22 protein-coding genes are annotated in these 21,103 nt (G+C 71.4%); 14 read left to right on the top strand and 8 right to left on the bottom strand.

Going from position 1 to position 21,103, the window contains the following annotated elements; genetic code table 11:
• Positions 1-109 precede the first annotated feature (109 nt).
• Positions 110-1,321: an EAL domain-containing protein gene (locus tag ACSHV8_RS17940; protein WP_436534499.1), complete on the top strand. Its 1,212-nt coding sequence runs from the start codon at positions 110-112 to the stop codon at positions 1,319-1,321.
• Positions 1,322-1,361: 40 nt separating this feature from the next.
• Here the strand turns inward: ACSHV8_RS17940 and ACSHV8_RS17935 are convergent, their stop codons facing one another.
• A complete protein-coding gene (locus ACSHV8_RS17935; protein WP_436534497.1) occupies positions 1,362-1,952 on the bottom strand; it encodes a TetR/AcrR family transcriptional regulator in 591 nt (196 codons plus the stop codon).
• Between the two features lie 50 nt (positions 1,953-2,002).
• On the opposite strand from ACSHV8_RS17935, the gene ACSHV8_RS17930 reads away from it, so the two are divergent.
• From ACSHV8_RS17930 to ACSHV8_RS17895, 8 genes are all read left to right on the top strand, one after another.
• Positions 2,003-2,560 (top strand): GNAT family N-acetyltransferase, encoded by a 558-nt coding sequence (locus ACSHV8_RS17930; RefSeq protein ID WP_436534495.1) that lies wholly within the window; start codon positions 2,003-2,005, stop codon positions 2,558-2,560.
• Positions 2,561-2,600: 40 nt separating this feature from the next.
• On the top strand, positions 2,601-5,237 hold the full coding sequence (locus tag ACSHV8_RS17925) for an amino acid permease (RefSeq protein WP_436534493.1): 2,637 nt from the start codon (positions 2,601-2,603) through the stop codon (positions 5,235-5,237).
• Entirely contained in the window at positions 5,234-7,066 is a 1,833-nt protein-coding gene (locus tag ACSHV8_RS17920; RefSeq protein ID WP_436534491.1) for a putative bifunctional diguanylate cyclase/phosphodiesterase, read from the top strand. The genes ACSHV8_RS17925 and ACSHV8_RS17920 overlap by 4 nt, the downstream gene beginning before the upstream one ends.
• 48 nt (positions 7,067-7,114) lie before the next feature.
• Positions 7,115-7,915, top strand: coding sequence for an MEDS domain-containing protein (locus tag ACSHV8_RS17915; protein WP_436534489.1), 801 nt, complete (start codon positions 7,115-7,117; stop codon positions 7,913-7,915).
• Positions 7,912-8,868 carry an anti-sigma factor RsbA family regulatory protein gene (locus ACSHV8_RS17910; RefSeq protein WP_436534487.1) on the top strand — a complete coding sequence of 319 codons (957 nt, stop codon included), beginning with the start codon at positions 7,912-7,914 and terminating at the stop codon, positions 8,866-8,868. Before ACSHV8_RS17915 ends, ACSHV8_RS17910 begins: the two co-directional genes overlap by 4 nt.
• Before the next feature lie 63 nt (positions 8,869-8,931).
• Positions 8,932-9,507 carry a hypothetical protein gene (locus ACSHV8_RS17905; RefSeq protein WP_436534485.1) on the top strand — a complete coding sequence of 192 codons (576 nt, stop codon included), beginning with the start codon at positions 8,932-8,934 and terminating at the stop codon, positions 9,505-9,507.
• Positions 9,508-9,631: 124 nt separating this feature from the next.
• Entirely contained in the window at positions 9,632-10,666 is a 1,035-nt protein-coding gene (locus ACSHV8_RS17900; RefSeq protein ID WP_436534483.1) for a hypothetical protein, read from the top strand.
• A 75-nt stretch (positions 10,667-10,741) separates the two neighbouring features.
• Positions 10,742-11,353 carry a response regulator transcription factor gene (locus ACSHV8_RS17895; protein WP_436534481.1) on the top strand — a complete coding sequence of 204 codons (612 nt, stop codon included), beginning with the start codon at positions 10,742-10,744 and terminating at the stop codon, positions 11,351-11,353.
• 215 nt (positions 11,354-11,568) lie between these two features.
• Here ACSHV8_RS17895 and ACSHV8_RS17890 read toward each other — a convergent pair whose 3' ends face one another.
• From ACSHV8_RS17890 to ACSHV8_RS17875, 4 genes are all read right to left on the bottom strand, one after another.
• Positions 11,569-12,093, bottom strand: a complete 525-nt coding sequence (locus tag ACSHV8_RS17890; RefSeq protein ID WP_436536808.1) for a hypothetical protein — start codon at positions 12,091-12,093, stop codon at positions 11,569-11,571.
• Between the two features lie 171 nt (positions 12,094-12,264).
• A complete protein-coding gene (locus ACSHV8_RS17885) occupies positions 12,265-13,041 on the bottom strand; it encodes an NPP1 family protein (protein WP_436534479.1) in 777 nt (258 codons plus the stop codon).
• 124 nt (positions 13,042-13,165) lie between these two features.
• Positions 13,166-13,627, bottom strand: coding sequence for a hypothetical protein (locus ACSHV8_RS17880; protein WP_436534477.1), 462 nt, complete (start codon positions 13,625-13,627; stop codon positions 13,166-13,168).
• A gap of 42 nt (positions 13,628-13,669) precedes the next feature.
• Entirely contained in the window at positions 13,670-14,074 is a 405-nt protein-coding gene (locus ACSHV8_RS17875) for a response regulator transcription factor (RefSeq protein WP_436534475.1), read from the bottom strand.
• Positions 14,075-14,203: 129 nt separating this feature from the next.
• Here ACSHV8_RS17875 and ACSHV8_RS17870 point away from each other — a divergent pair, with 129 nt between their 5' ends.
• Complete coding sequence (locus tag ACSHV8_RS17870) at positions 14,204-14,653, top strand: MarR family winged helix-turn-helix transcriptional regulator (protein ID WP_436534473.1); 450 nt, start codon at positions 14,204-14,206, stop codon at positions 14,651-14,653.
• Between the two features lie 15 nt (positions 14,654-14,668).
• Here ACSHV8_RS17870 and ACSHV8_RS17865 read toward each other — a convergent pair whose 3' ends face one another.
• Positions 14,669-15,133, bottom strand: coding sequence for a GAF domain-containing protein (locus ACSHV8_RS17865; protein ID WP_436534471.1), 465 nt, complete (start codon positions 15,131-15,133; stop codon positions 14,669-14,671).
• Between the two features lie 156 nt (positions 15,134-15,289).
• Here ACSHV8_RS17865 and ACSHV8_RS17860 point away from each other — a divergent pair, with 156 nt between their 5' ends.
• From ACSHV8_RS17860 to ACSHV8_RS17845, 4 genes are read left to right on the top strand one after another with little or no spacing between them, the layout of a single operon-like run.
• On the top strand, positions 15,290-15,970 hold the full coding sequence (locus tag ACSHV8_RS17860) for an HAD family hydrolase (protein WP_436534469.1): 681 nt from the start codon (positions 15,290-15,292) through the stop codon (positions 15,968-15,970).
• A 45-nt stretch (positions 15,971-16,015) separates the two neighbouring features.
• A complete protein-coding gene (locus ACSHV8_RS17855; RefSeq protein ID WP_436534467.1) occupies positions 16,016-17,506 on the top strand; it encodes an MFS transporter in 1,491 nt (496 codons plus the stop codon).
• Positions 17,507-17,544: 38 nt separating this feature from the next.
• Positions 17,545-18,135 (top strand): TetR/AcrR family transcriptional regulator, encoded by a 591-nt coding sequence (locus tag ACSHV8_RS17850; RefSeq protein ID WP_436534465.1) that lies wholly within the window; start codon positions 17,545-17,547, stop codon positions 18,133-18,135.
• Between the two features lie 43 nt (positions 18,136-18,178).
• Positions 18,179-19,249: an enolase C-terminal domain-like protein gene (locus ACSHV8_RS17845; RefSeq protein ID WP_436534463.1), complete on the top strand. Its 1,071-nt coding sequence runs from the start codon at positions 18,179-18,181 to the stop codon at positions 19,247-19,249.
• Here the strand turns inward: ACSHV8_RS17845 and ACSHV8_RS17840 are convergent.
• Positions 19,229-20,353 carry a sensor histidine kinase gene (locus ACSHV8_RS17840; protein WP_436534461.1) on the bottom strand — a complete coding sequence of 375 codons (1,125 nt, stop codon included), beginning with the start codon at positions 20,351-20,353 and terminating at the stop codon, positions 19,229-19,231. The two genes, ACSHV8_RS17845 and ACSHV8_RS17840, sit on opposite strands and share 21 nt — an antisense overlap.
• On the bottom strand, positions 20,346-21,020 hold the full coding sequence (locus ACSHV8_RS17835; RefSeq protein ID WP_436534459.1) for a response regulator: 675 nt from the start codon (positions 21,018-21,020) through the stop codon (positions 20,346-20,348). The genes ACSHV8_RS17840 and ACSHV8_RS17835 overlap by 8 nt, the downstream gene beginning before the upstream one ends.
• Positions 21,021-21,103: the final 83 nt, after the last annotated feature.

Below are 21,103 nucleotides of genomic sequence, written 5' to 3'. Positions count from 1 at the left end.
CGACGGTCACGTCCCTCATGTCGTCGGAATCCTTCAGGCGGTGCCCGGCAGCGCCGATGTGTTCGGAGCTTGACCGACAACGGTCAGACAGAAACGGGCGGGGGACGGCGTGGCGCAGGTGGCAGTGGACGACCGGGCTCCGGCCGTCGCCGTGGACGTTGACCTGGCGACGCTCATCCGCGAGCGGCAGGTCATGCCCGTGCTCCAGCCGATCGTCGACCTGGCCACCGGCGCCGTCGTCGGCGTCGAAGCGCTTGCGCGCGGCCCGGCCGGCACCGCCCTGGAACGCCCGGACCAGCTGTTCGCCGCGGCCACCCGGGCCGGCCTGCTCGCCCCGCTCGACATGCTCTGCGCCGAACGGGGCCTGGAAGCCGCGCTCGAGATGCCGCTGACGCCGCCGCTGGTGTTCATCAACGCCGAACCGGCCGCCCTGAACCAGCCGCTGTCGCCGCGCCTGATGCGACTGCTGCTCGGCGGGCTGCCGTTCCGGGTCATCACCGAGTTCACCGAACGGGCGCTGTCCGCGGTCCCGGCCGCGCTGCTGGGCATCGCCGGGCAGTCGCACGAACTCGGCAACGGCATCGCGCTCGACGACGTCGGCGCCGACCCGATGTCCCTGGCGTTCCTGCCGTTCGTCGACCCGGACGTCATCAAGCTGGACATGAACCTGCTGCGGAACCCGGACGCCGCCTCGACCGCGGAGGTGTGCGCGGTCGTCGCCGCCACGGCCCGCCGTACCGGAGCGAAGATCATCGCGGAAGGAATCGAGACCGCCGAGGACGTGGTCACGGCCCGCGCGCTCGGCGCCGACTGGGGCCAGGGATGGCACTTCGGGCGACCGGCACGACCGGCCGACCTGCGCTTCTCCGCGCTCGCGACGTCGACCGGGCTGCGCTCGCCCCGGGCCGGCCTGCACCGGCCGGTCGGCAGCCCGTACGAGGTGGCCGAGTCCGGCGGCGCGCACGTCATCGACGAGGCGTCGGCCCGCCGCGACCTGGAACGGGTGGCCGCGGCCGTCGACGGCCGGCAGCACGCGGTGGCCCTCGGCTCCTACTGCAGCCCGGACGAGCTGGCCAAGTGGCAGCCGCAGGCCGATCAGGTGAGCCGGCAGGCCCTCTACACGGCCGTCCTGGCCCCGGACGGGCCGTCCACCCCGTTCCCGGGCGAGAGCTGTCTGATCGTGATGACCCCGCACCACTCGGTGGCACTGTGCCACCGAACGGGCGTGGGTGTGCTGCGCACCGAGGACCCCGAGCTGGTCGCCTCGATCGGCCGCGTGGTCCTGCAGCGACTCGACTCGGTGTCCCTGCCGGCGCTGTGACCCCGGCCAGTTCTTTCGCCCGGGTGGTCTTCCCGGCGCCTCACGCCGTGGCGTGGAGCGCGGCGAGGTAGGCGTCCAGGAGCTCGACCTGCCGCGCCGGGGGAAAGGCCGCCGGGTCGAAGAGTGCCTGGACCACCAGACCCAGGACGAAGGCGTGGGCCGCCGCCGCGAGGGACGCGGGATCGCCCGGCGGCAGCTCACCCAGCCGCTGGGCGGCGGCGATCCGCAGGCCCAGCCGTTCCCGGCCCGCCGCGTACTTCCGGGCGTAGTCGGCGCTCAACCCCGGGTCGGACAGTGCCGCATCCCACGAGCTGACCCAGATCCGGTTGCTGTCGACCGCCTCGGCCGTCAGTGGCAGTACGTCGAGCAGCGCGTCCCGCACCGCCGCGAGTCCGTCACCGCCTTCGCGCCGCGGCCGGGCCAGGGTCCGCTGTTCCAGCAGGTCGAGGGCGTGCGACACCAGCGCCTGCTTGGTCGGGAAGTAGTGGGTGAGCAGCCCGGTCGTCGCCCCCAGCTCGGCCGCCACCGCGCGCAGGGTCAGCCCGGCGAATCCGCGTCCGGCCAGCACGTTCCAGACCGCCTCGGAGACGTCGCGTCGGCGCGCCTCGTGATCTCCCTTGGTGCGTGGCATCCCGCCACGCTACATTCACACAACAAGCGTTATGTGAACGGGAGGCCCGGATGTTCGAGGTACCACTGCGGGACAACGCACACCTCATCCCGCTTGAGGTGTGGCACGCCCAGGAGTTCGCCGAGCACATGGACCGGGCCCGCGAGCACATCCGCCCCTGGGTCGGCCCGGCGTTCGTCACCACCGGCGTCGACGAGGCCCGGGGCACCCTGAGCCGGTACGCCGAGCGCCAGGCGGCCGACGGCGCCCGCATCTTCGGCATCCGGCTCGACGGCACCCTGGTCGGCGGGGTCATGTTCACCGACTTCAGCGCCGCGTTCGGCAACTGCGAGGTCGGCTGCTGGCTGGAGCCGTCGGCCGAGGGCCACGGCCTGATCACCCGGGCGAGCACCGTCCTGCTGGACTGGGCGTTCACCACCCGCGGCCTGCACCGGGCCGAGTGGCACTGCCGGGCCGACAACGACCGCAGTTCCGCCGTGGCCAAGCGTCTCGGCATGACCCTGGAGGGGGTCCGGCGCGAGGCCTGGCCGTTCCGGGGTGTGCGCTACGACAAGCAGGTCTGGGCGATTCTCGCCCCGGAATGGAAAGTGGGCTCAGGCAAACCCTGATCGCGCCGATAGGGGCGACGAGGGGTGGTGAGTGCGCGCGATGACCGCTGTGGCCGAGGACTGGTCCCTGCGCGAGCATCCCCGGACGATCGGCTGGTTCGGGACCACCGCGCTGGCCATGGGCGGGTCGAACCAGAGCCTGTTCCTCATCCCCGCCCTCGTCGTCTCCCAGGGCAGTGCCGCCGTTCCGCTGCTGGTCGTCGGCCTGCTGCTGTCCTGGGCGGCCGCGCCGGGCTGGCTGGAACTGGTCCTGATGTGGCCGAACCGGGTCGGCGGGATCGCCGCCACCTGCGCCGAGGCGTTCCGGCCGTACAGTGCGGTCCTGGCCAACCTGACCGGCGTCTGTTACTGGTGGGGCTGGATCCCGACCTGCGGGCTGACCGCGATCCTGTCCGGTTCGGCGATCCACCAGTGGGTGCTCCCGCAGGTGCCGGTGTCGGTCCTGGCGGTCACCATCGTGGTCTTCTTCACCGCCGTCAACCTGGCCGGCGTGCGCTGGGTGACCCGCCTGGCCAGCCCGATCGCGGTCGGGTCGGCCGTGCTGGCGTTCCTGTCGGTCGTCGGGCCGGTGGTCACCGGCAGTGTCGACTGGCGTCAGGCGGCGACGTTCCACCTGGTCTCGCCGTTCGCCGGCGTCTTCGGCGAGATCACCAGCGCGATGGCCGGGCTGTACCTGATCGGGTTCGCGGCGCCCGCGTTCGAGGCGGCCACCTGCCATGTCGGCGAGACCAAGGATCCGGTACGGAACGTGCGCCGCGCGATGATCGCCAGCGGCGCCATGGCCGGCGTCTACTTCCTGTTCGTCCCGGTCGTCTGGCTCGGTGTGATCGGCACCGACGGGCTCAGCGCCGACCTGGCCGTCAGCCTCGGCCCGGTCTACGGCACGATCCTGGGCGCGGCGGCCAAGTCGGGCGCGATCATGTTCATGATCTTCAACATGTTCCACGGGACGTTGCAGCCCCTGGCCGGGGCGGCCCGGACGCTGTCGCAGCTGTCCGAGGACGGGCTGCTGCCCCGGGTCCTGTCGCACCGCTCGCGCACCGACACCCCGTGGGTGGCGACCACCCTGACCGCCGCCCTGGCGATCGCGTTCCTGCTGGCCGGCGACCCGGTCTGGATGATCGCGGCGGCCAACTTCACCTACCTGATCGGCATCGGCCTGCCCAGCGTCGCCGTGTGGCTGCTGCGCCGGCACGCCCCGGAGCTGCCCCGGCCGTGGCGCGCGCCCCGGGGCACGGTGATGCTGGGCGTGGGTGCGGCGGCCGTCTGGGGCCTGTCGACGGTGCTCGGCTTCGAGCAGTACGGCCTGCCGACCGTACTGTTCGGCCTGGCCCTGGCCTATTCCGGAGCGATCTTCTACACCTGGCGGGTCATCCGGGACCGCCGCGACGCCGGCCTGCCCATCTACTTCCGCTCGATGCACCTCAAGCTGACCGGCGCGATGCTGGCCGTGATGGTGCTCGACGGCGCCGGCTACCTGCTCGCCGTGCAGACCGTCGACCGCGGCCAGCTCATGCTCACCACGGTCCTGCAGGACATCTTCGTCGCGGTCGCGATCCTCACCGTCACCGTCGGGCTGGTCCTGCCGGGCACGATCGCGCAGGCCGCCGGGCAGCTGGCGGCCAGCGCCGACCGGCTCGCCCAGGGCACCCTGGCCGACCTGACCAAGGCCATGGAAGCCCTGGCCGGCGGTCGTCTCGACGACGCGCACGCCCAGGTCGACGAGACCCCGGTGACGGTGCACACCCGCGACGAGATCGGCGTGATGGCCGAGAACTTCAACGTCATGCAGAGCCAGATCGCCAAGGCCGCCATCGCGCTCGACGTGGCCCGCGAGGAGCTGCGCAACTACCGCGATCACCTGGAGGATCTCGTCGCCCAGCGCACGATGGCCCTGGAAGCGGCCAACCAGGAGATCGAGCAGCGCGCGGGCGAGTTGACCGAACAGCGCCAGCAACTCGCGCAGACCCTGCACGACCTGGAGACCGTCGAGCGCGAACGTCGACAGCTGCTGGCCCAGACGATCCGCGGCCGTGAGGACGAACGCACCTGGCTGGCCGCGGAACTGCACGACGGCCCGATCCAGCGGCTGACCGCCGTCCGCTACGGCTTCGAGGAGGCCTCGCTGGCCCTCGAATACGACGACGTGGCCGACAGCAAGGCGTTGCTGGCCGAGTCCCAGCAACGCCTGGAGCAGGAGATTCGCGGCCTGCGCTCGCTGATGACCGAGTTGCGCCCGCCGGCCCTCAACGAGCAGGGCCTCGAACCGGCGCTGCGCGACCTGGCCGGCTCCTTCAGCCGGCGTACGGGCCTGGACTGCCCCGTCGCGGTCTCCACCGCCCGGCGGATGAGCCCCGAGGCCGAGACCGTGCTCTACCGGGTCGTGCAGGAGGCGCTGACCAACATCGCCAATCACGCCCGCGCTCACCGCGCCCGGGTCGAACTGACCGACGCGCCCGGCGGCGACGGCGTGGAGCTGACCATCGTCGACGACGGTGTCGGCTTCGCCCTGGAGGACATGCCGTCGTTCGTCTCCGGCGGCCACTTCGGCCTGGCCGGCATGCGTGAGCGGGCCGAGCTGACCGCCGGGCGCTACACGATCGATTCCACCCCCGGCCACGGCACCCGGGTCCAGATCTGGATGCCGGCAACCGAGCGTGAGGTCGCCACGTCATGACCGGACATCAGTGGACCGAACAGCAGCCGGGAAATTCACGAACGACAACAATTTCCGACGTACGGACATTGGTCGTCGACGACGTCGACGAGGTGCGCGACGGCCTGATCCGCCTGATGAACCGTGTCCCCGGGATCGAGGTGGTCGGCGGGGCCCGCGACGGCGGCGAGGCTGTGTCCATGGCCATGCAGCTCCGCCCGTCGGTCGTGCTGATGGACATGCGCATGCCCGGCATGGACGGCCTGACCGCGACCAAGGCGATCACCGCCCTGCCCGACGCGCCCGCGGTCATCGTCCTGTCCGCCTACGGCGACGAGTCCCTGGTCATCGAGGCCCTGATGTCCGGGGCGCACGGCTACCTGGTCAAGGGCACCAGCGGGGTCGAACTGGCCGAGGCGGTGAAGGCGGCCGCCCGCGGCGAGGCCCGCCTGGCCGGATCGGTGACCCGGCCGCTCGTCCAGCGACTGGTCGAGTCCCTGACCACCGAGCGTGGCCTGCGCACGGCGGCCGAGCAGGCCCAGGACAAGCTGCACCACCAGGCCTTCCACGACCCACTGACCGACCTGCCGAACCGGGCGATGTTCCTCGACCGGGCCGAGGCGGCGCTGGCCCGCGCCCGTACCACCGGGCTTCCGGCCCTGGTCTTCCTGCTGGACCTGGACGGCTTCAAGACCGTCAACGACAGCCTGGGCCACCTCGCCGGCGACCAGCTGCTGACCATCGCGGCCGGCCGGCTCGCCGCCTGCGTGGGTGAGGACCACATCGTCGCCCGGCTCGGCGGCGACGAGTTCGCCGTCCTCGTCGAGCAGGCCGAGGACCCGGGCATCGCCGAGGACCTGGCCGAACGGATGCTGGCCGCCCTCCAGGAACAGACCTGGCTGGAGGGCCGCCCGCTGACCATCGACACCAGCATCGGCGTCGCCGAGTCGTCCGGCGCCGACGACGAGAACGCCCTGAGCCTGCTCCGCGACGCCGACCTGGCGATGTACGCGGCCAAGAACAGCGGCAAGGCCCGCTTCGCCCGGTTCGAACCGCCGATGCGCGTCGCCGTCATGGAACGCGCCGTCGTCGAGGCCGACCTGCGTTCCGCCCTCCGGCTCGACCAGTTCCGGCTCGTCTACCAGCCGATCGTCGACATGCGCACCCGTCGGACGCAGGGGACCGAGGCGCTGCTGCGCTGGCACCACCCGCAGCGCGGCGTCATCGCCCCGGCCAGCTTCATCCCGCTCGCCGAGGACCTGGGCCTGATGACCGAGCTCGGCGCCTGGGTGCTGCGTACCGCCTGCCGCCAGCTGGGCGCCTGGAACCGGCAGCTGCCGGCGGGCGAGACCCTGTACATGAGCGTCAACCTGTCACCGACCCAGCTGGCCGACCCGGGCCTGCTCGACTACGTCCAGGACTGCCTGCGCGAATCCGCCCTGGACCCGCACAGCCTGGTCCTGGAGATCACCGAGCAGGTCCTGGTCGACCACTACGGCCGGGCCCGCGCCGTGCTCGCGGAACTGCATCGCATCGGCGTACGGGTGGCGATCGACGATTTCGGCAGTGGCTACAGTTCGCTGGCCTATCTGCTGGAACTCGACGTCGACATCCTCAAGATCGACAAGTCGTTCGTCGACGGCCTGATCGAGCGGCCCAAGGCGGCCGTTCTCGTCGGCAGCGTCCTGCACATGGCTTCCGCCCTCGGCCTCCGTACCATCGCCGAAGGCATCGAGGAGGAGGAGCAGTGGGCCTACCTGCTGCAGCAGGACTGCTCGTCCGGCCAGGGCTTCCTCTTCTCGACCCCGGTCGATCCCGACGAGATCGCCGCCATCGTCGGCGCGGGATGAGGCGGACGCGCCTCGACGGCCGGCCCGGGGGATGACTACTGTTGCGCCATGACTGACGCCGCGGCCCTGCACGCGTGCTGGTCATATGACGATCACGACGAGCTGGACCGGCATGCGCGACAGTTCCTGCAAGCGGGCCTCGCCGCCGGCGAACGGGTCTGGTTCGTGCCCGGCGCCCGCTCCGGGACGGCCACCGCCGACTGGCTGCGCGGCGTCACCCGGGCCGGGGCCGTGCGGATCATCTCGTGGCAGGAGGCCTACGCCGACGGGCTGGTGATCGACCCGGACGCCCAGGTGGCGGCCTACACCGCGGTCACCGAGCAGGCGCTGGCCGACGGGTTCACCGGCTTCCGGGTGGTGGCCGACGTCACCGCGCTGGTGCGCACCCGCGCCCAGCGGGAAGCCTTCGCCCGTTACGAGTATGCGATCGGGCGGTACATGCGCAACGCGCCGATGCGGGCGCTGTGCACCTACGACCGGGCCGAGCTGGGCGATCCGCTGGTCGGCGAGCTGGCCTGCCTGCACGAGCAGAGCCGGGCCGAAGGCGTGACGTTCCAGCTGCACGCGGGCTCGACACCGGGTGAGGCGCTGCTCGACGGCGAGTTGGACATGGCCGGCGAGGAACTGTTCAGCACCGCCCTGTGGCGCACCGACCTGGAACCGGTCGGTGGCGAGGTGACCGTGGACGCCACCGGGCTGCGCTTCATCGACCATCGATCCCTGTTCGTCCTGCAGCGTTACGCGAACGCCCGCCGGTTGACCGCGGTGGTCCGCACCCGGCTGACCTCGGCCGCCCGCCTGGCCGACCTCCTCGACCTCCCCGACGTACGGGTGGAGCTGGCGCGATGAGGTCGGGCGCGGCGAGCGGACACGTCGGGTATTTCCACACCGCCGGATGCTTCGGGTCGGACGAGGAACTGCTCGGCCTGGCCGTCCCCTTCCTGCTGGACGGTGTCGCGCACGGCGAACCGAGCGTGGTCGCCCTCACCGGGCACAACCGGGAGCTGCTGCGCTCGGCGCTGCCCGCGAGCGCCCCGGTGACCTTCCTGCCCGAAGGGGCGGTGTACCAGCGGCCGGCCACGGTCATCCGGTCGTACCGGAAACTGCTCACCGACCACGTCGCCGCCGGAGCCACCCAGATCCGCATCCTCGGCGAACTGACCCAGGTCGCGCTGGACGCCACCTGGGACTGGTGGGCCCGCTACGAATCGGCCATCAACCAGGCCTACGACGAGTTCCCGCTGTGGAGCATCTGCGCCTACGACACCCGGGTGACCCCGCCGACCGCACTGGCCGACGTGATGCGCACCCACCCGCGGACGGCCGGGCCGGACGGGCAGCACCGGCCCAACGCCGACTTCACCGACCCGACGCTCTACCTCAGCGAACCCCGCGCCCCGATCCCGGACCCGCTCCAGCACGCCGACCCGGTGGCCGACCTGGTCGACCCCGACCTCTCCGAGGCCCGCCGGACGGTCCGCGCGGCCGACCGGGGTCATGTTCCCCCGGCCGAGGTGGACGACCTGATCGTGGCGGTCAGCGAAGCCGTGGCCAACGCCCAGCGGCACGGGCGCGGGCCGATCCGGCTCAGACTTTGGAGCGGCACCGACCGCATCGTCGTGACCGTCACCGACAGCGGCGCCGGCCCGAAAGATCCGTTCGCGGGCCTGCTGCCGGCCGGCGACGGTGCCAATGGCGGGCTCGGCCTGTGGATCGCCCACCAGACGTGCAGCCACGTGGCGCTGTACCGGCATTCCGACGGCTTCACCATCCGCCTGACCGTCGGCGACCCGAGCCACTGACCACGTCTGGGGGCGGGCCGGTAGGCTCACTTCCGGGGTGGAGCGGTGAGCGGATCCGGGCTGGTGGCGCGGCGGCAGGCTGAGCTGCGAGCGCGAGTCGGCGAGCACCTGGACGCCGGGGAGAGTTTCCTGGCGGCGGTGTGGGTGGCGCGGGATTCCGGGCTGCCGCTGATCTCCAGGATCACTTCGTGGCAGGGGGCTCCGCAGGGGGTGCTCGGCCTCGGCGGCCCGGCGATGCAGGCGATGCAGGCGAACCCGCATACCGCACTGGACGGGCCGGAGGGCAGCACGGCGGCCGCTCTGGATCGGCACTTTCCGCACGACGGTACTGCGGCGGCACTCGCGCTGACCGATACCCGGCTGCTGCTGTTGTCCGTTTCTGACCACACCCCGACGCCGGTTCCGGCGCCGCCGACAGGGCTGGCCGATCGCGTCCGGCGCCTGATCGGCCGAGGCGAGCCCGAACCGTTGCCGCTTCTGGTGCTGAGTTGGCACTGTCCGCGGGCGGCTCTGAGTGACGTCGGTCTCAGCGATCCGGAGGGGCATCTGTCGCTGCGGTTCGCCGACGGTTCGGGGGTTTCCGTGGTCGCACCCGCAATGCTGGCCGCACCGTTCGCCGAGGCGGCCCGACCGGCCTGAGTCGATCATCGATCGATGAGTGTCATCATGCCGCGAGGGGGTATGCGGGATGGTGATGCGAAGCGGAGCTGCGCGACGAGCGGATGATGCGGCCGGGGCGACCCGGCACGTGATACGTCTGCTCGTGCTGCTCGGGATCGCCGTAGCGGCGTATCTCCTGCTGACGCTTTTTGACCACGGCGCGCGAGCCGACACGGGCTCGATCGGTCAGCCGGTGAGCCACCTGAGCGACTCGATCAAGGCCGCCACCACAAAGATCACGAAGCCGGTAGCCCCCAAGGTCCACACGCCGAAGGCCTCGACCCCGCAGAAGATCAACACCCCAGAGACCAAGACCTTGCGCGTACGTGTGAGCAAAACAGTCCCGCACGCGCCGACCACGACGCCGCAACCGCGGCAGGCCACGTCCGCTGCGCCGAAGCCGCGACAGATCGTGTCCGCCGCGCCGAAGCCGCGACAGGTCGCGTCTGCCACACCGAAGTTGCGGCAGGCTGTGCCCGTTGTGCCGAAGCTTCGGAAGACCGCGGCTCATGTTGGTCGGGCCGAGGTGAATTCGCTGGTCCAGGCCTTGCCGACGCCCGCCGACGCCCGCAAGGTGGTCGTCTCTCTCGGGCTGTCGCGGGCGATTCTTCCTGCTGAGACGCAGGTGCCGGGCCTGCAGCAACCCGTGTTTCCCACGGTGTCGTGGCCGTCGCTGCCCAGCCTGTCGCAGCTGACGCAACCTGTGGCGATACCGGGCACCGCGGCAGGTGAACTGCCCCTGCTTCCTGCGTCGGTGTATCCGCTCCCGCAGGTGTCGGCGCCCAGGCTGTTCACCGTGATCGAGCCGCCGGCGCTCGGGCTGTCCGCTGCGCCCGCGCCGCCGGCGTTCGGGCTTCCCGGCGTTGCCGATTCCCCGGCGTTCGGCCTGTCCGGTGGGACTGAACCGCCGGCGGTGCGCGCTCAACCCGGCACACCGGCAGCTCCCGTTCCGCCGCGGCAGCCGGGCGACCGCTCGACCCCGGCCGGGCAGGTGCGTGATTCCGGCGGCGGCAACACTCCCGCGGCGGGTACCGTCCCGTCGTCGTGGCACCCCGAGTTCGCGGTGGCCGGCTCTCGCCCGGTGACCGAATTCCGCGCGTGCGGGCGCACCGTCCGCTACGCGGGTCCTCCCAGCTGAACGACCTCCCGCAGGGATCCGGAAACCGGCCGGCATCAGGCCGGCCGTCCGACCGTTCTCGGCTGGGAGGCCATCGTGATCCGCATTCTGCTCGTCGAACCCTTGACCCTGCTCCGCGGCGCCCTGGTCGCGACGCTGTCCCTGGAGGACGACCTCGACGTGGTCGCCGATCTGGGGACGCTCGACCAGGTGCCCGGGATGGCTCGCGCCGTCCGGCCCGATGTGCTCGTGGTCAACGTCGCGCTGCTGTCCGGCGACGGACCGGCGTCGATCGCCCGGTTCGCCGCCGAGCACCCCGGTTGCGCGACGCTGGCGCTGGCCGGCCCCGATGAGTCCGTACTGCTCAATCGGGTTCTGGAAAAACGCATCGACGGTGTCGTCAGCACCCAGTCGGCCCCGTGCGAGTTGATCGGTGGCATCCGGCGTCTCGTGCGCGGTGAACGTGTCATCGATGCGAACCTGGCGGTGGCGATGGTGTCGGCGTCGCGCAGTCCGCTGTCGTCGCGGGAACTCAACGTGCTGAGCGTGGCCGCGTCCGGGGTGCCGTCGGACGAGGTGGCGGCCGAGCTGCACCTGAGCGCCGGAACCGTGCGTAACTACATCTCGGCGATCCTGCGCAAGACCGGCGCCCGCAATCGCCTGGAAGCGGTCCGTCTCGCCGAGAACGCCGGCTGGCTGACCCCATGACAGGCGTTATGCCTTGACGGCAGCAGTGCGCGGCGGTGACACGGCAGGCGGCAGGCGGCAGGCGGCACGCGGCAGGTGGCAGGTGGCAGCGCCGAGCGGTGGGGACACGGCGGCTCGGGCACGGCGGTGGGGACACGGCGGTGGGGACACGGCGGTGGGGACACGGCGGCGCAGCCGCACCTGGCGGGGTGCGGCTGCGCCGGTCGGACCGGGGATCAGAGCTGGCCGAGCAGCGCCAGGATGGCGTTGAGCAGCGCGGCCAGTCCGCCCGCGGTGGGCGTGCCGTCGAGCAGGTGGGTGATCGCGCACAGCAGGTTGCCGAGCAGGTTGCCGGCCGCCTGGACCGCGGTGATCACGAGGTGGACCTGGTTCAGGTCGACGACCAGACCGAGCAGGTCGAGGTGCAGCGGGCCGAGCACAAGGTTCAGCACCTGACAGGTCGCTGCGGCGATGGTGACGGGCGCGGTGACGTTCTGGGTGACCGTGCCGACGGTGGCGCCCGAAGCGTCACTCAGGGTGCCGGTCAGTACGCCGGTGGCCACCAGGTTGCCGTTCTGCGAGGCGAACTTCGCCGGGGTGAAGGTACCGGCGAACGTGCCGCCGTTCTCGGTCGTGCCGGTGATCGGTGTGGCGAGGGCGGTCACCGGCGCCGGGGCGGCCGCGGCGGCCGGGGCGGCACTGGCCACGCCCGTACCCGTGAAGCTGAGTCCCAACGCCGCGACCAATGTCACGGCGATCATCGTTAGCCGTTGCCGAGGTGTCATCGTTCCTCCTGCCGATTACGGGGTTCCGCTGTCATCGACAAGCCTCGTTGCCGGCGCGGGCTCGACCCAGTGAGCGCAGTCAGGGGAATCGCTGACAATTGTCACGTTTGCCGCGGCCGGGGCGGACGGTCCCGCCCCGGCCGGCGGTCACGCGTAGGCGTCGAAGGTGATGCCCGACGGCTTGGACACGTTGAGCAGGTACTCGAACGACCCGTCCTTGATCTTGATGGTGGCCGAGCCGAAGTCGGCCGCCATCAGCTTGTCGCGCAGCGCGACGGTCGGGTAGCCGTTCCAGTCGACCAGCGGCGGGTAACGCCAGTTGTGGTAGTGGTTCTCCGGCGGCTCGTCGTTACCGTTGGCCAGCCGGAAGAAGTGCGTCGACAGGCCGTCCTTGTGGTAGACGACCTTCGGGTGGCTGCCGTCGAAACGCACCTGCGACCGGGTGTAGGTCACCTGCGAACTGTGCTGGGTGGTGGTGACGTACTCGACCTGGTTGGACGCCTGGTTCACCCAGGAGATCACGTGCTCCCAGTCGTGCCGGTGCCCGCCGAGACCACTGCCGGCGACGGCCTGATCCTTCTCGAAGTAGCTGGCGTAGACGATCGCGCACCAGCCGTTGTTGCACTTCGTTCGGGCGTACGTCTGCGAGTTGTCCAGGTCGGACTGGTCGCGGCAGCTGCCGTTGACCGCGCCGGTCGTGTTCAGTCCGGGCGCGATCGTGCCGTCCGGGCTGATCGCCGGCGTGGCGTAGCAGCCGTCGCCGTCATAGTCGTAGGCGGGGGAGAAGGACTGCTCGTACCCACCCGCGTTCTGCGGCAGGTTGTGCGGTGGATCGGCGAAGGCCGGGGAGGCCCAGACCGCGAGGAGGAGGACGGAGAGCCCGGACGCGGTGGCGACCCGGGCCAGGGGGCGGTTGCGACGCATAAGTCGGCGACCCTTCGTGTCACGCCATGGGGCTGGCGGCTCGAAGTGATCTTCACCGTCACGATAGAGGCCGGTCAATAGCTCCCGGTTCCGGAACGAGGTTAGGGGGCCCCTACGCGAACCGTCAGGCGCTGGCCGCGGCGGCCGACTGCTGGGCCTGCCAGATGGCGAGCTGGACCCCGACCACGAACACCTGCAGCGGCAGCGGCAACCCGGGCAGGTCGGCCTCGATGGCCCCGGTCCAGGCGCTCGTGCGCTGCATCGATCCCGACGGCACCCCACCGATCAGCAGTTCCTGCCGGTTGCCGAAGAACGAGGCGCGGCGGAACTCGTACGTCCGGCCGTCGGCCTGCATCGTCCAATGCTTACGGCCGGCCCGCTCGACCAGGGCTATCTCGTGGCCGGACTCGTCATACATCCGGTACTTGGTGCCCCAGCCGTTGGCCCGCACCTGGAACCGGTGCCCGTCGATCTCGAAGTCACCGCCGCTGCGCCACCACGACGGGTCCCAGACGGTGACCGGACGCCCGTCCGCCGCGATCTCGTAGCGCCCGCGCCACATGCTGGTCTTCGTAGCCGTCAACATGCCCCGAGCGTAACCAGCCCCCGCGACCCCGGCCCGGATCCGCTACGGGGCGCGGGGCAATGCCTCGCGTACCGAGGCCACCAGGTCGCACAGCTGTGACGGCATGCTGATGAAGTCGAGGACGCCCATGGCCAGCGCCTGCGAGACATCGGCCTGATTCGTCCGGTCGCTGATCATGATGACCGGAGGCGCCGACCCGGCGAGCGCGTCCAGGATCCGTGAGCAGACGTGCATGCCGCTGAGCCGGTCCAGTGTGCGGTCGACGACGGCCAGATCCGGCCGGCTCTCGATGAGGGCTCGCAGGGTGCTCTCGCCGTCCGCGGCGGTCAGCACCGTGTAGCCGGCGGTCCGCAGCATGAAGGCGATCAGGGACCGCAGACCCGCGTCGCTCTCCGCGACCAGGACCTTGTCGTGGCCCGGGCCGTCCTTCCTGCAGTTGTCTCGCACCGCAGATCACCCCACCCTTGTGCTGAACGGATCGGTATGGCTTCACCTTCGACGGAACGTTTCCGTACTGAAGCTTTCTGTCATGGTCGGCCCCACTCGCCGGAACGACCTTTGTCGCATAATGGGCAAATGCCTGACGAGCAGATCACCGCGGCTCGCCTCGGGCGTGTCATCGTGCAGGCCGGCCGGCGCCTCGACGTGCCCTTCGGCCAGGTGCTGGACCGGCGCGGCATCACCCGGAACGCATGGTGGCTGCTCACCGAGCTGTATCGGACCCGGGCCGAGGAACCCGCGACGGTCGGTGAACACGCCCGGCGTTCCGGCCTGCCGCCGTCGTCGGCCACGGCGGTGACCGAGCAGCTGGCCCGCGCCGATCTCGCCCGCCGGTGGCGCCCGCACGACAATCGCCGGGTGGCGTATGTCGTCATCACCGACGTCGGCGCCGCCTTCGTCGAGAGCGTCCGGGGTGACCTGGAGAAGGCCGTGGCGGACCTCTACGTCCTGTACGACGAGGCGCAGCGGCGGGCGTTGCACGATCTGCTGCTGATCCTGGTCGACGCCCCGCGGGAGTCCGACTGAGCGGGCCGCCGGCTCTCATCGGCGTGCCCTGGACACGATGCGGGACACCGCGGCCATCGTGTCGTAGAACGGCATGTCCGGCAGATCGTGGACGACGAGCAGGTGGCTGATCTGGCGGGCCACTCCGTCCAGCAGGTCCAGCACGCCGGCGGCGTTGTGGATGAACGGCCCGTCGTGAAGGCACACCAGGCCGATCGGCCGGTCCTCGACCGTCAGCGGGACCACGGCGATCTGGTAGAGGCCGGGCGGCCGGCCGCAGACTATCCGGATCCCGCCGGAGGCCAGGACGCGGCAGTGGGCCCGGTCGCAGTCCGGCCCGCCGTGCCCTGCGGTCAGCCGGGGCCGGCGCAGGTGGATCGCGGTGGCCCGGGCGTTGAAGGACTCGCCCACCATCCGGGCGATGATGCCGAGGTCGACGGCGAGGGCGGTGCGGTCGCCGAAGTCGAGCGGGTCGGTGCGGTCGGGTGCGCTGTTCGCCACGGTAGGTCCTCGTTTCCGGACGGAAATGTTTCGCCTGGTCCCGTACATCGCCGTGGCTCCGGGTGGCCTTAACCTTCCGGGGCAGGTCAGGACCAAGGTCCCGAGTCGCCCACTCGGCGGTCCCGAGTGCCGCTGCCGTCCTGGTTACGCTGGGGCATGATCCCTAGCGCGGCGCCGATCACCGGTGTGATCTTCGATTTCCATACGACGCTTGTGGACGGGGGTGATCCCGTCCGGTGGGTCGACGATGCCCTTCAGCGCATGGGGCCGGCCGCGCCGCGGCTCGGTGAGGACCAGGTCGTGGGCCTGCGTGAGTATCTGCGTGACATCTGGCATCACGCCCACGCGATCGACCCGAACAGTGACCGCGACCTGAGTCAGGCCCGCCACCGGGACGTCTTCGCCGCCACGGTCGCGCTCCTCCCGGGGATCGATCCACCGCTGATCGACGCGCTGTACGCGGTGATGCCGTACCAGTGGAACGCGTTCGACGACACCCGGCCGGTCCTGCGGGAGTTGAAGGCGCGCGGCATCAGGATCGTGGTGCTGTCCAACATCGGGATCGACATCCGCCCCTGCCTGGACCGGGCCGGGATCACCGACCTGGTCGACGGTGTGGTGTTGTCCTTCGAGGCCGGCCTGGTCAAGCCCGATCCGGCGATCTTCGCGTACGCGGTGAAGCTGCTCGGCGTACCGGGAAATCAGGTTTTGATGGTCGGGGACAGTGCGCGTGACGACGTCGGCGGTGTGTCCCTGGGCATTCGCACTCTGATTCTTCCGCGTACGGACGGTCCGGTGCACGGCCTGGGCACGGTCCTGCGCTTGGTCACGGCCTGAACGGCCGATAGCGATACTACACCGACTGGTCGGTAAAGTATTCGCATGACGCTGACCGCACCCCCGGCCGCCGCCCGGTCCCCGATCCGCCGCTGGTCCGCCCTCGGCGTGCTCGCCGCCGCGGTCCTGCTGCTCGCGATCGACGGGACGGTCCTGGCCCTGGCCGTGCCGAAGCTGACCGAGAGCCTGTCGCCCACCGCCGAGCAGGTCCTCTGGATCGGCGACGTCTACTCGCTGGCCCTGGCCGGGCTGCTCGCGCTGATGGGCAGCCTGGCCGACCGGCTCGGCCGCAAGCGGGTCCTGCTGACCGGCTCGGTGCTGTTCGGCCTGGTGTCGCTGCTGGCCGCGTTCGCCACCAGCGCCGAGACGCTGATCGTGGCCCGGCTGCTGCTCGGTGTCGCCGGGGCCACGCTGATGCCGTCGACGCTCTCGCTGATCCGCAACCTGTTCCCGGACGCGGCCGAGCGCACCCGCGCGGTGGCGATCTGGTCGACCTCGTTCGGGGCCGGTTCGGCGATCGGGCCGATGGTCGGCGGGCTCCTGCTGGAGCACTTCTGGTGGGGCTCGGTCTTCCTGATCAACGTGCCCGTCATGGTCCTCGTCGTCGGGTCCGGCCTGGTGCTGCTGCCCGAGTCGCGCGACCCGAGCCCGGGCCGGTTCGACTGGTTCTCCGCCGTACTGTCGATGGTCGCCGTTGTCCCGATCGTCTATGCCATCACCCACCTGGCCACCTCCGGCGTCAGCCCGCTGATCGTCGCCTGTGTCGTGCTCGGCCTGGCCGCCGGCACGGTCTTCGTGCGCCGCCAGCGCCGCCTGCCCAATCCGATGCTCGACGTCGACCTGTTCCGCGGCGCCGCCTTCTCCGGGGCTGTCGCGGCCAACGTGATCGCCATCTTCGCGCTGGTCGGGCTGCTGTTCTTCTTCTCGCAGTACGTACAGTTCGTCCGCGGTTTCAGCCCGCTGCAGGCCGGCCTGGCCGAGCTCCCGGCAACGCTCGCCGAGATCGTCGTGATCGGCCTGGTCGGCGTCGCGATCACCCGGCTGGGCCGGGGCCGCGCCATCGCCGTCTCCCTCGCGGTCGCGGCCGCGGGTCTCGCTCTCCTCGCGCCTGCGGCGAGCCAGGGGGCGTACGTCTGGCTGGGGCTCTGCCTGGTGCCGGTGGGACTCGGCGTGGGCCTGGCCATGACCCTGGCCGGCGACGCGATCATCTCGGCGGCCCCGCCGCACAAGGCCGGTTCGGTCTCCGCGGTGACCGAGACGGCCAACGAGCTCGGGGTGGTCCTCGGGATCGCCGTGCTCGGCTCGCTGCTCACGTCCGTCTACCGGTCCGGACTCACCCTGCCGGCGTCGCTGCCGCCGGAGGTGCGGGCCGCGGCGACCGACTCGCTCGGCGCGGCGCTGCGGGTGCTCGACGGGCCGCCGGCCCAGGCCGCCCGGGACGCGTTCCTCGCCGCCATGCAGACGACGTCGCTGGTGGCGGCCGGTTTCACGCTGGTCGCGGCCGCGGTCGCCGCGTGGCTCATCCCGTCCCGATAACCTGTCCTTCTTCGTAGGGCACAGGGGGAGATCGGCACATGGGACGAACCGCCGGGCGGTCACCCGAGGACACCCGGCGTGCGCTGCTCGACGCCGCCGGGGAGGCCATCCGTACGCGTGGGGTCGGCGCCACCCTGGACGAGATCGCCCGGCACGCGGGCGTCTCCAAGGGCGGCCTGATCTACCACTTCGCCAGCAAGGACGAGCTGATCCTGGAGTTGGCCCGGGACCTGCTGGCCGCGTTCCGGTCCGCCGTCGAGAGCCGCCTCGACCCGGCCGACCAGGAGCCGGGCCGGTTCACCCGCGCCTACATCCGGGCCCTGTTCGCCCCGGCCGTGGACGAGGTCGCGGTCCGCAAGGAGATCGCGCTGATCGCCCAGCTGTCCACCATCCCGGCCGTGGCCGACCTGGTCGAGGCCGACACCGAGCAGCTCAACGCCGACCTCGACGCCGACGGGCTGCCGGTCGACGTGATGACCCTGGTCACGGCCGCGGCCGACGGGGTGAGCTGCGCCCCGCTGTGGGGGAGTGCCCCGCGCGGCCCGGAGTTCCGCCGGCTCGAACAGCGGCTGCTCCAGCTCACCCGCAGCCCCGATCTCTGGCAGCAAATGCCTTGGGACGACGAGTGACCGAACCGGCCATTGAGGATCGGGGGTCGTTACCGTGGTGGGAATGACGGGGCTCACGATCCAATCGGTCAGTACTCGGGCGGTGAACCTCGCGCTGGACCGGCCGGTCGAGACCGCGAGCGGGATCATGGCCACCACGCCGCTGGTGCTCATCGACGTCCGTACGCGGGAAGGGGTCGTCGGGCGCTCGTATGTGCGCTGCTACACGCCGCTCGCGCTCGGACCCCTGGCGAGTCTGATCGGCAACGTCGGCGAGGCCCTGCAGGGGAGCACCGCGGCGCCGCTCGTGGTCCACGACAAGGTGCGGCGGATGTTCCGCCTGGCCGGGCCGCAGGGGCTGGCCGGAATGGCGGCGGCCGGGATCGACATGGCGTTGTGGGACGCGCGGGCCGTCGCGGCCGGGCTGCCCCTGGTGACGTTGCTGGGCGGCGAGCCGGGGCTGGTCGACGCGTACGCGTCGCTGCGCGTGATGGACGACCGGGCCGCCGCCGCGGAGGCGGAGGAGCTGCTCGCGCTCGGGTTCACGGCGTTCAAGGTCAAGGTCGGAGGCGGGTCGCTGGAGCGCGACCTGCGGGTGATCCGGGCGCTGCGCGCGGTGATCGGCCCGGACGCGCGGCTGATGGTCGACTACAACCAGAGCCTCACGGTCGCCGAGGCGATCGAGCGGGCGCGGGCGCTCGACCGCGAGGGCCTGTACTGGATCGAGGAGCCGACCGTGGCCGAGGACTTCGCCGGGCACGCGCGCATCGCCGAGGCGGCGGTCACCCCGATCCAGCTCGGGGAGAACTGGTGGGGGCCGCGTGACCTGGCGTCCAGCCTCGCGGCCGGCGCGTCCGACCACGTCATGCTCGACGTCATGAAGATCGGCGGCGTGACCGGCTGGCTGCGGGCGGCGGCCCTGGCCGAGGCGGCCAGCCGGCCCGTCTCCAGCCACACGTTTCCCGAGTTCAGCGCGCATCTGCTCGCGGTGACACCCGGTGCCGCGTATCTGGAATATCTGGATCACGCGCGGCCGGTTCTGGCCGAACCGGTCCGGATCGAGGGTGGCCGGGTCGTCGTCCCGGACCGGCCGGGCAGCGGCCTGGCGTGGGATCTAACCGGCCTCGACCGGTAGGACGGCGACCACCGCGTACGTGCCGTCCCCGCTCAGACCGCAGGTCAGCGTGCCGCCGGCCGCCTCCGCGCGTTCGCGCATGCCGATCAGGCCGTGCCCGGTCCCGGCGCCGCGATGGCCGGGGCGGGCCGGGTTGACGACGCTGATCCGCAGCACCGCGCCGGTGTAGTCGAGGACCACATCGGCCTCGCGGGTGACACCGTGCTTGCCGGCGTTGGTCAGCGCCTCCTGCACGATCCGGTAGGCGGCGAGATCGGCCGAACCGGGCAGCGGCCGCGACATCCCGGTCCGGGTGAGCCGGACGTCGTGCCCGGCGGTGCGGAAACCGTCGATCAGCTGCTCGACGCCGGCGAAGGTCGGCGCCGGGGCCAGACTGTCCGGCGGATCGTCGTCCTGCCGCAGCAGACCGACCGTGGCCCGCAGCTCGTCCAGGGCGGTGCGGCTGGTGTCGCGGATCCCGGCCAGGGCCTCCCGGGCCCGGTCCGGGTACGACCCCATCAGGTGGTGGGCGACCCCGGCCTGCGCGTTGACCAGGGTGATGTGGTGGGCCACGACGTCGTGCAGGTCACGAGCGATGCGGATGCGTTCCTCGCGGACCTGCCGCCGGGCCTCCTGCTCACCCTGCCGGCGCAGCTGGCTCAGCAGCGCCCGGCGGTCGCGGGTGGCGACCCCGGCCGCGACCGCGATCAGCGCGTAGTTGGCCGGCACCAGGTTGGCCAGGTCGAGCAGCCCGCCGGCCTGCCACGGAATCCAGGTGGCGGACAGCGCGACCGCCGCCAGCGCACCGGTCGTCCACACGGTGCGCCGGTCACGCAGCGTCGCCAGGGTGTAGAGCGCGACCACGGCGGCGACGTCGACCAGCACGAGATGCCCGTTGGTGAACGGCAGCGCGACACCGGCCAGCACCGCCACGATCGTCACCGCCAGTGGCTGCCGCAGCCGGAACAACAGCGCCAGGGCACCGATCAAGATCACGATCAACTGCAGACCGCTCGGCGTACGGGCGAGCACCCCGTTCCGGTAGGCGACCGTCGCCATCATGATCATGATGACGAGCAGCGGCGGTGCCCAGATCCGCCACGCCCACCGGCCGCGGTCAGTCAAGGCGCCCGGCCCGGACCAGCCCGGTCTCGTAGGCGAACACCACCAGCTGCGCCCGATCACGAGCACCGGTCTTCATCATCGCGCGGTTCACGTGCGTCTTCGCCGTGGCCGTGCTGATGGTGAGCCGGTCGGCGATCTCGGTGTTGGACAGGCCGGCACCGACCAGGGCGGTGATCTCCCGCTCCCGGGCGGTCAACTCACCCGGCACCGCGGCGACGGTGGTGGCCGCCGGATCCGGCTGGGACAGGAATCGCTCGATCAGCGTCGTCGTCGCGCGCGGCGACAACAGCGACTCGCCGGCGGCCACCGTCCGGACCGCCTGCAGCAGGTCGGCCGGGTCGACACCCTTGCCCAGGAACCCGCTCGCGCCCGCCCGCAACGCGGCGACGACCAGGTCGTCGGTGTCGAACGTGGTGAGGATCAAAATCCGTACACCGGAAAGGTCTTCGTCCTGAGAAATGCGACGAGTGGCCTCGATGCCGTCCATGTCCGGCATCCGGATGTCCATGAGAACCAGGTCGGCGCGGGTGTCACGGACCAGGGCGACCGCCTGCGCGCCGGTGGCGGCCTCGCCGACCACCTCGAGATCGGGCTCGGCGTCGAGCAGCAGGCGGAACGTGGCCCGCAGCAGAGCCTGGTCGTCGGCGAGGAGCACACGAATCGTCACGTGATCATTCTCCGTCGTCGGCGGGCCGGGTGACCTGACAAGCATCGCCCGGCGGGCGTTTCCGGTCGTCAACCCGCTGCGGT

Origin of the sequence: Actinoplanes sp. HUAS TT8, from assembly GCF_051380535.1 — a bacterium.
Taxonomy (GTDB): domain Bacteria; phylum Actinomycetota; class Actinomycetes; order Mycobacteriales; family Micromonosporaceae; genus Actinoplanes.
The sequence above is the reverse complement of the archived record's forward strand: the minus strand, read 5'-3'. Positions and strand labels throughout refer to the sequence as shown.

What these genes read in the sequence shown, in the direction of transcription:
- ACSHV8_RS17935 (WP_436534497.1), bottom strand. Translation starts at nt 1,952, where the DNA reads ATGCCACGCACCAAGGGAGATCACGAGGCGCGCCGACGCGACGTCTCC.
- ACSHV8_RS17930 (WP_436534495.1), top strand. Translation starts at nt 2,003, where the DNA reads ATGTTCGAGGTACCACTGCGGGACAACGCACACCTCATCCCGCTTGAG.
- ACSHV8_RS17925 (WP_436534493.1), top strand. Translation starts at nt 2,601, where the DNA reads ATGACCGCTGTGGCCGAGGACTGGTCCCTGCGCGAGCATCCCCGGACG.
- ACSHV8_RS17920 (WP_436534491.1), top strand. Translation starts at nt 5,234, where the DNA reads ATGACCGGACATCAGTGGACCGAACAGCAGCCGGGAAATTCACGAACG.
- ACSHV8_RS17915 (WP_436534489.1), top strand. Translation starts at nt 7,115, where the DNA reads ATGACTGACGCCGCGGCCCTGCACGCGTGCTGGTCATATGACGATCAC.
- ACSHV8_RS17910 (WP_436534487.1), top strand. Translation starts at nt 7,912, where the DNA reads ATGAGGTCGGGCGCGGCGAGCGGACACGTCGGGTATTTCCACACCGCC.
- ACSHV8_RS17890 (WP_436536808.1), bottom strand. Translation starts at nt 12,093, where the DNA reads ATGATCGCCGTGACATTGGTCGCGGCGTTGGGACTCAGCTTCACGGGT.
- ACSHV8_RS17885 (WP_436534479.1), bottom strand. Translation starts at nt 13,041, where the DNA reads ATGCGTCGCAACCGCCCCCTGGCCCGGGTCGCCACCGCGTCCGGGCTC.
- ACSHV8_RS17880 (WP_436534477.1), bottom strand. Translation starts at nt 13,627, where the DNA reads ATGTTGACGGCTACGAAGACCAGCATGTGGCGCGGGCGCTACGAGATC.
- ACSHV8_RS17870 (WP_436534473.1), top strand. Translation starts at nt 14,204, where the DNA reads ATGCCTGACGAGCAGATCACCGCGGCTCGCCTCGGGCGTGTCATCGTG.
- ACSHV8_RS17860 (WP_436534469.1), top strand. Translation starts at nt 15,290, where the DNA reads ATGATCCCTAGCGCGGCGCCGATCACCGGTGTGATCTTCGATTTCCAT.
- ACSHV8_RS17855 (WP_436534467.1), top strand. Translation starts at nt 16,016, where the DNA reads ATGACGCTGACCGCACCCCCGGCCGCCGCCCGGTCCCCGATCCGCCGC.
- ACSHV8_RS17850 (WP_436534465.1), top strand. Translation starts at nt 17,545, where the DNA reads ATGGGACGAACCGCCGGGCGGTCACCCGAGGACACCCGGCGTGCGCTG.
- ACSHV8_RS17845 (WP_436534463.1), top strand. Translation starts at nt 18,179, where the DNA reads ATGACGGGGCTCACGATCCAATCGGTCAGTACTCGGGCGGTGAACCTC.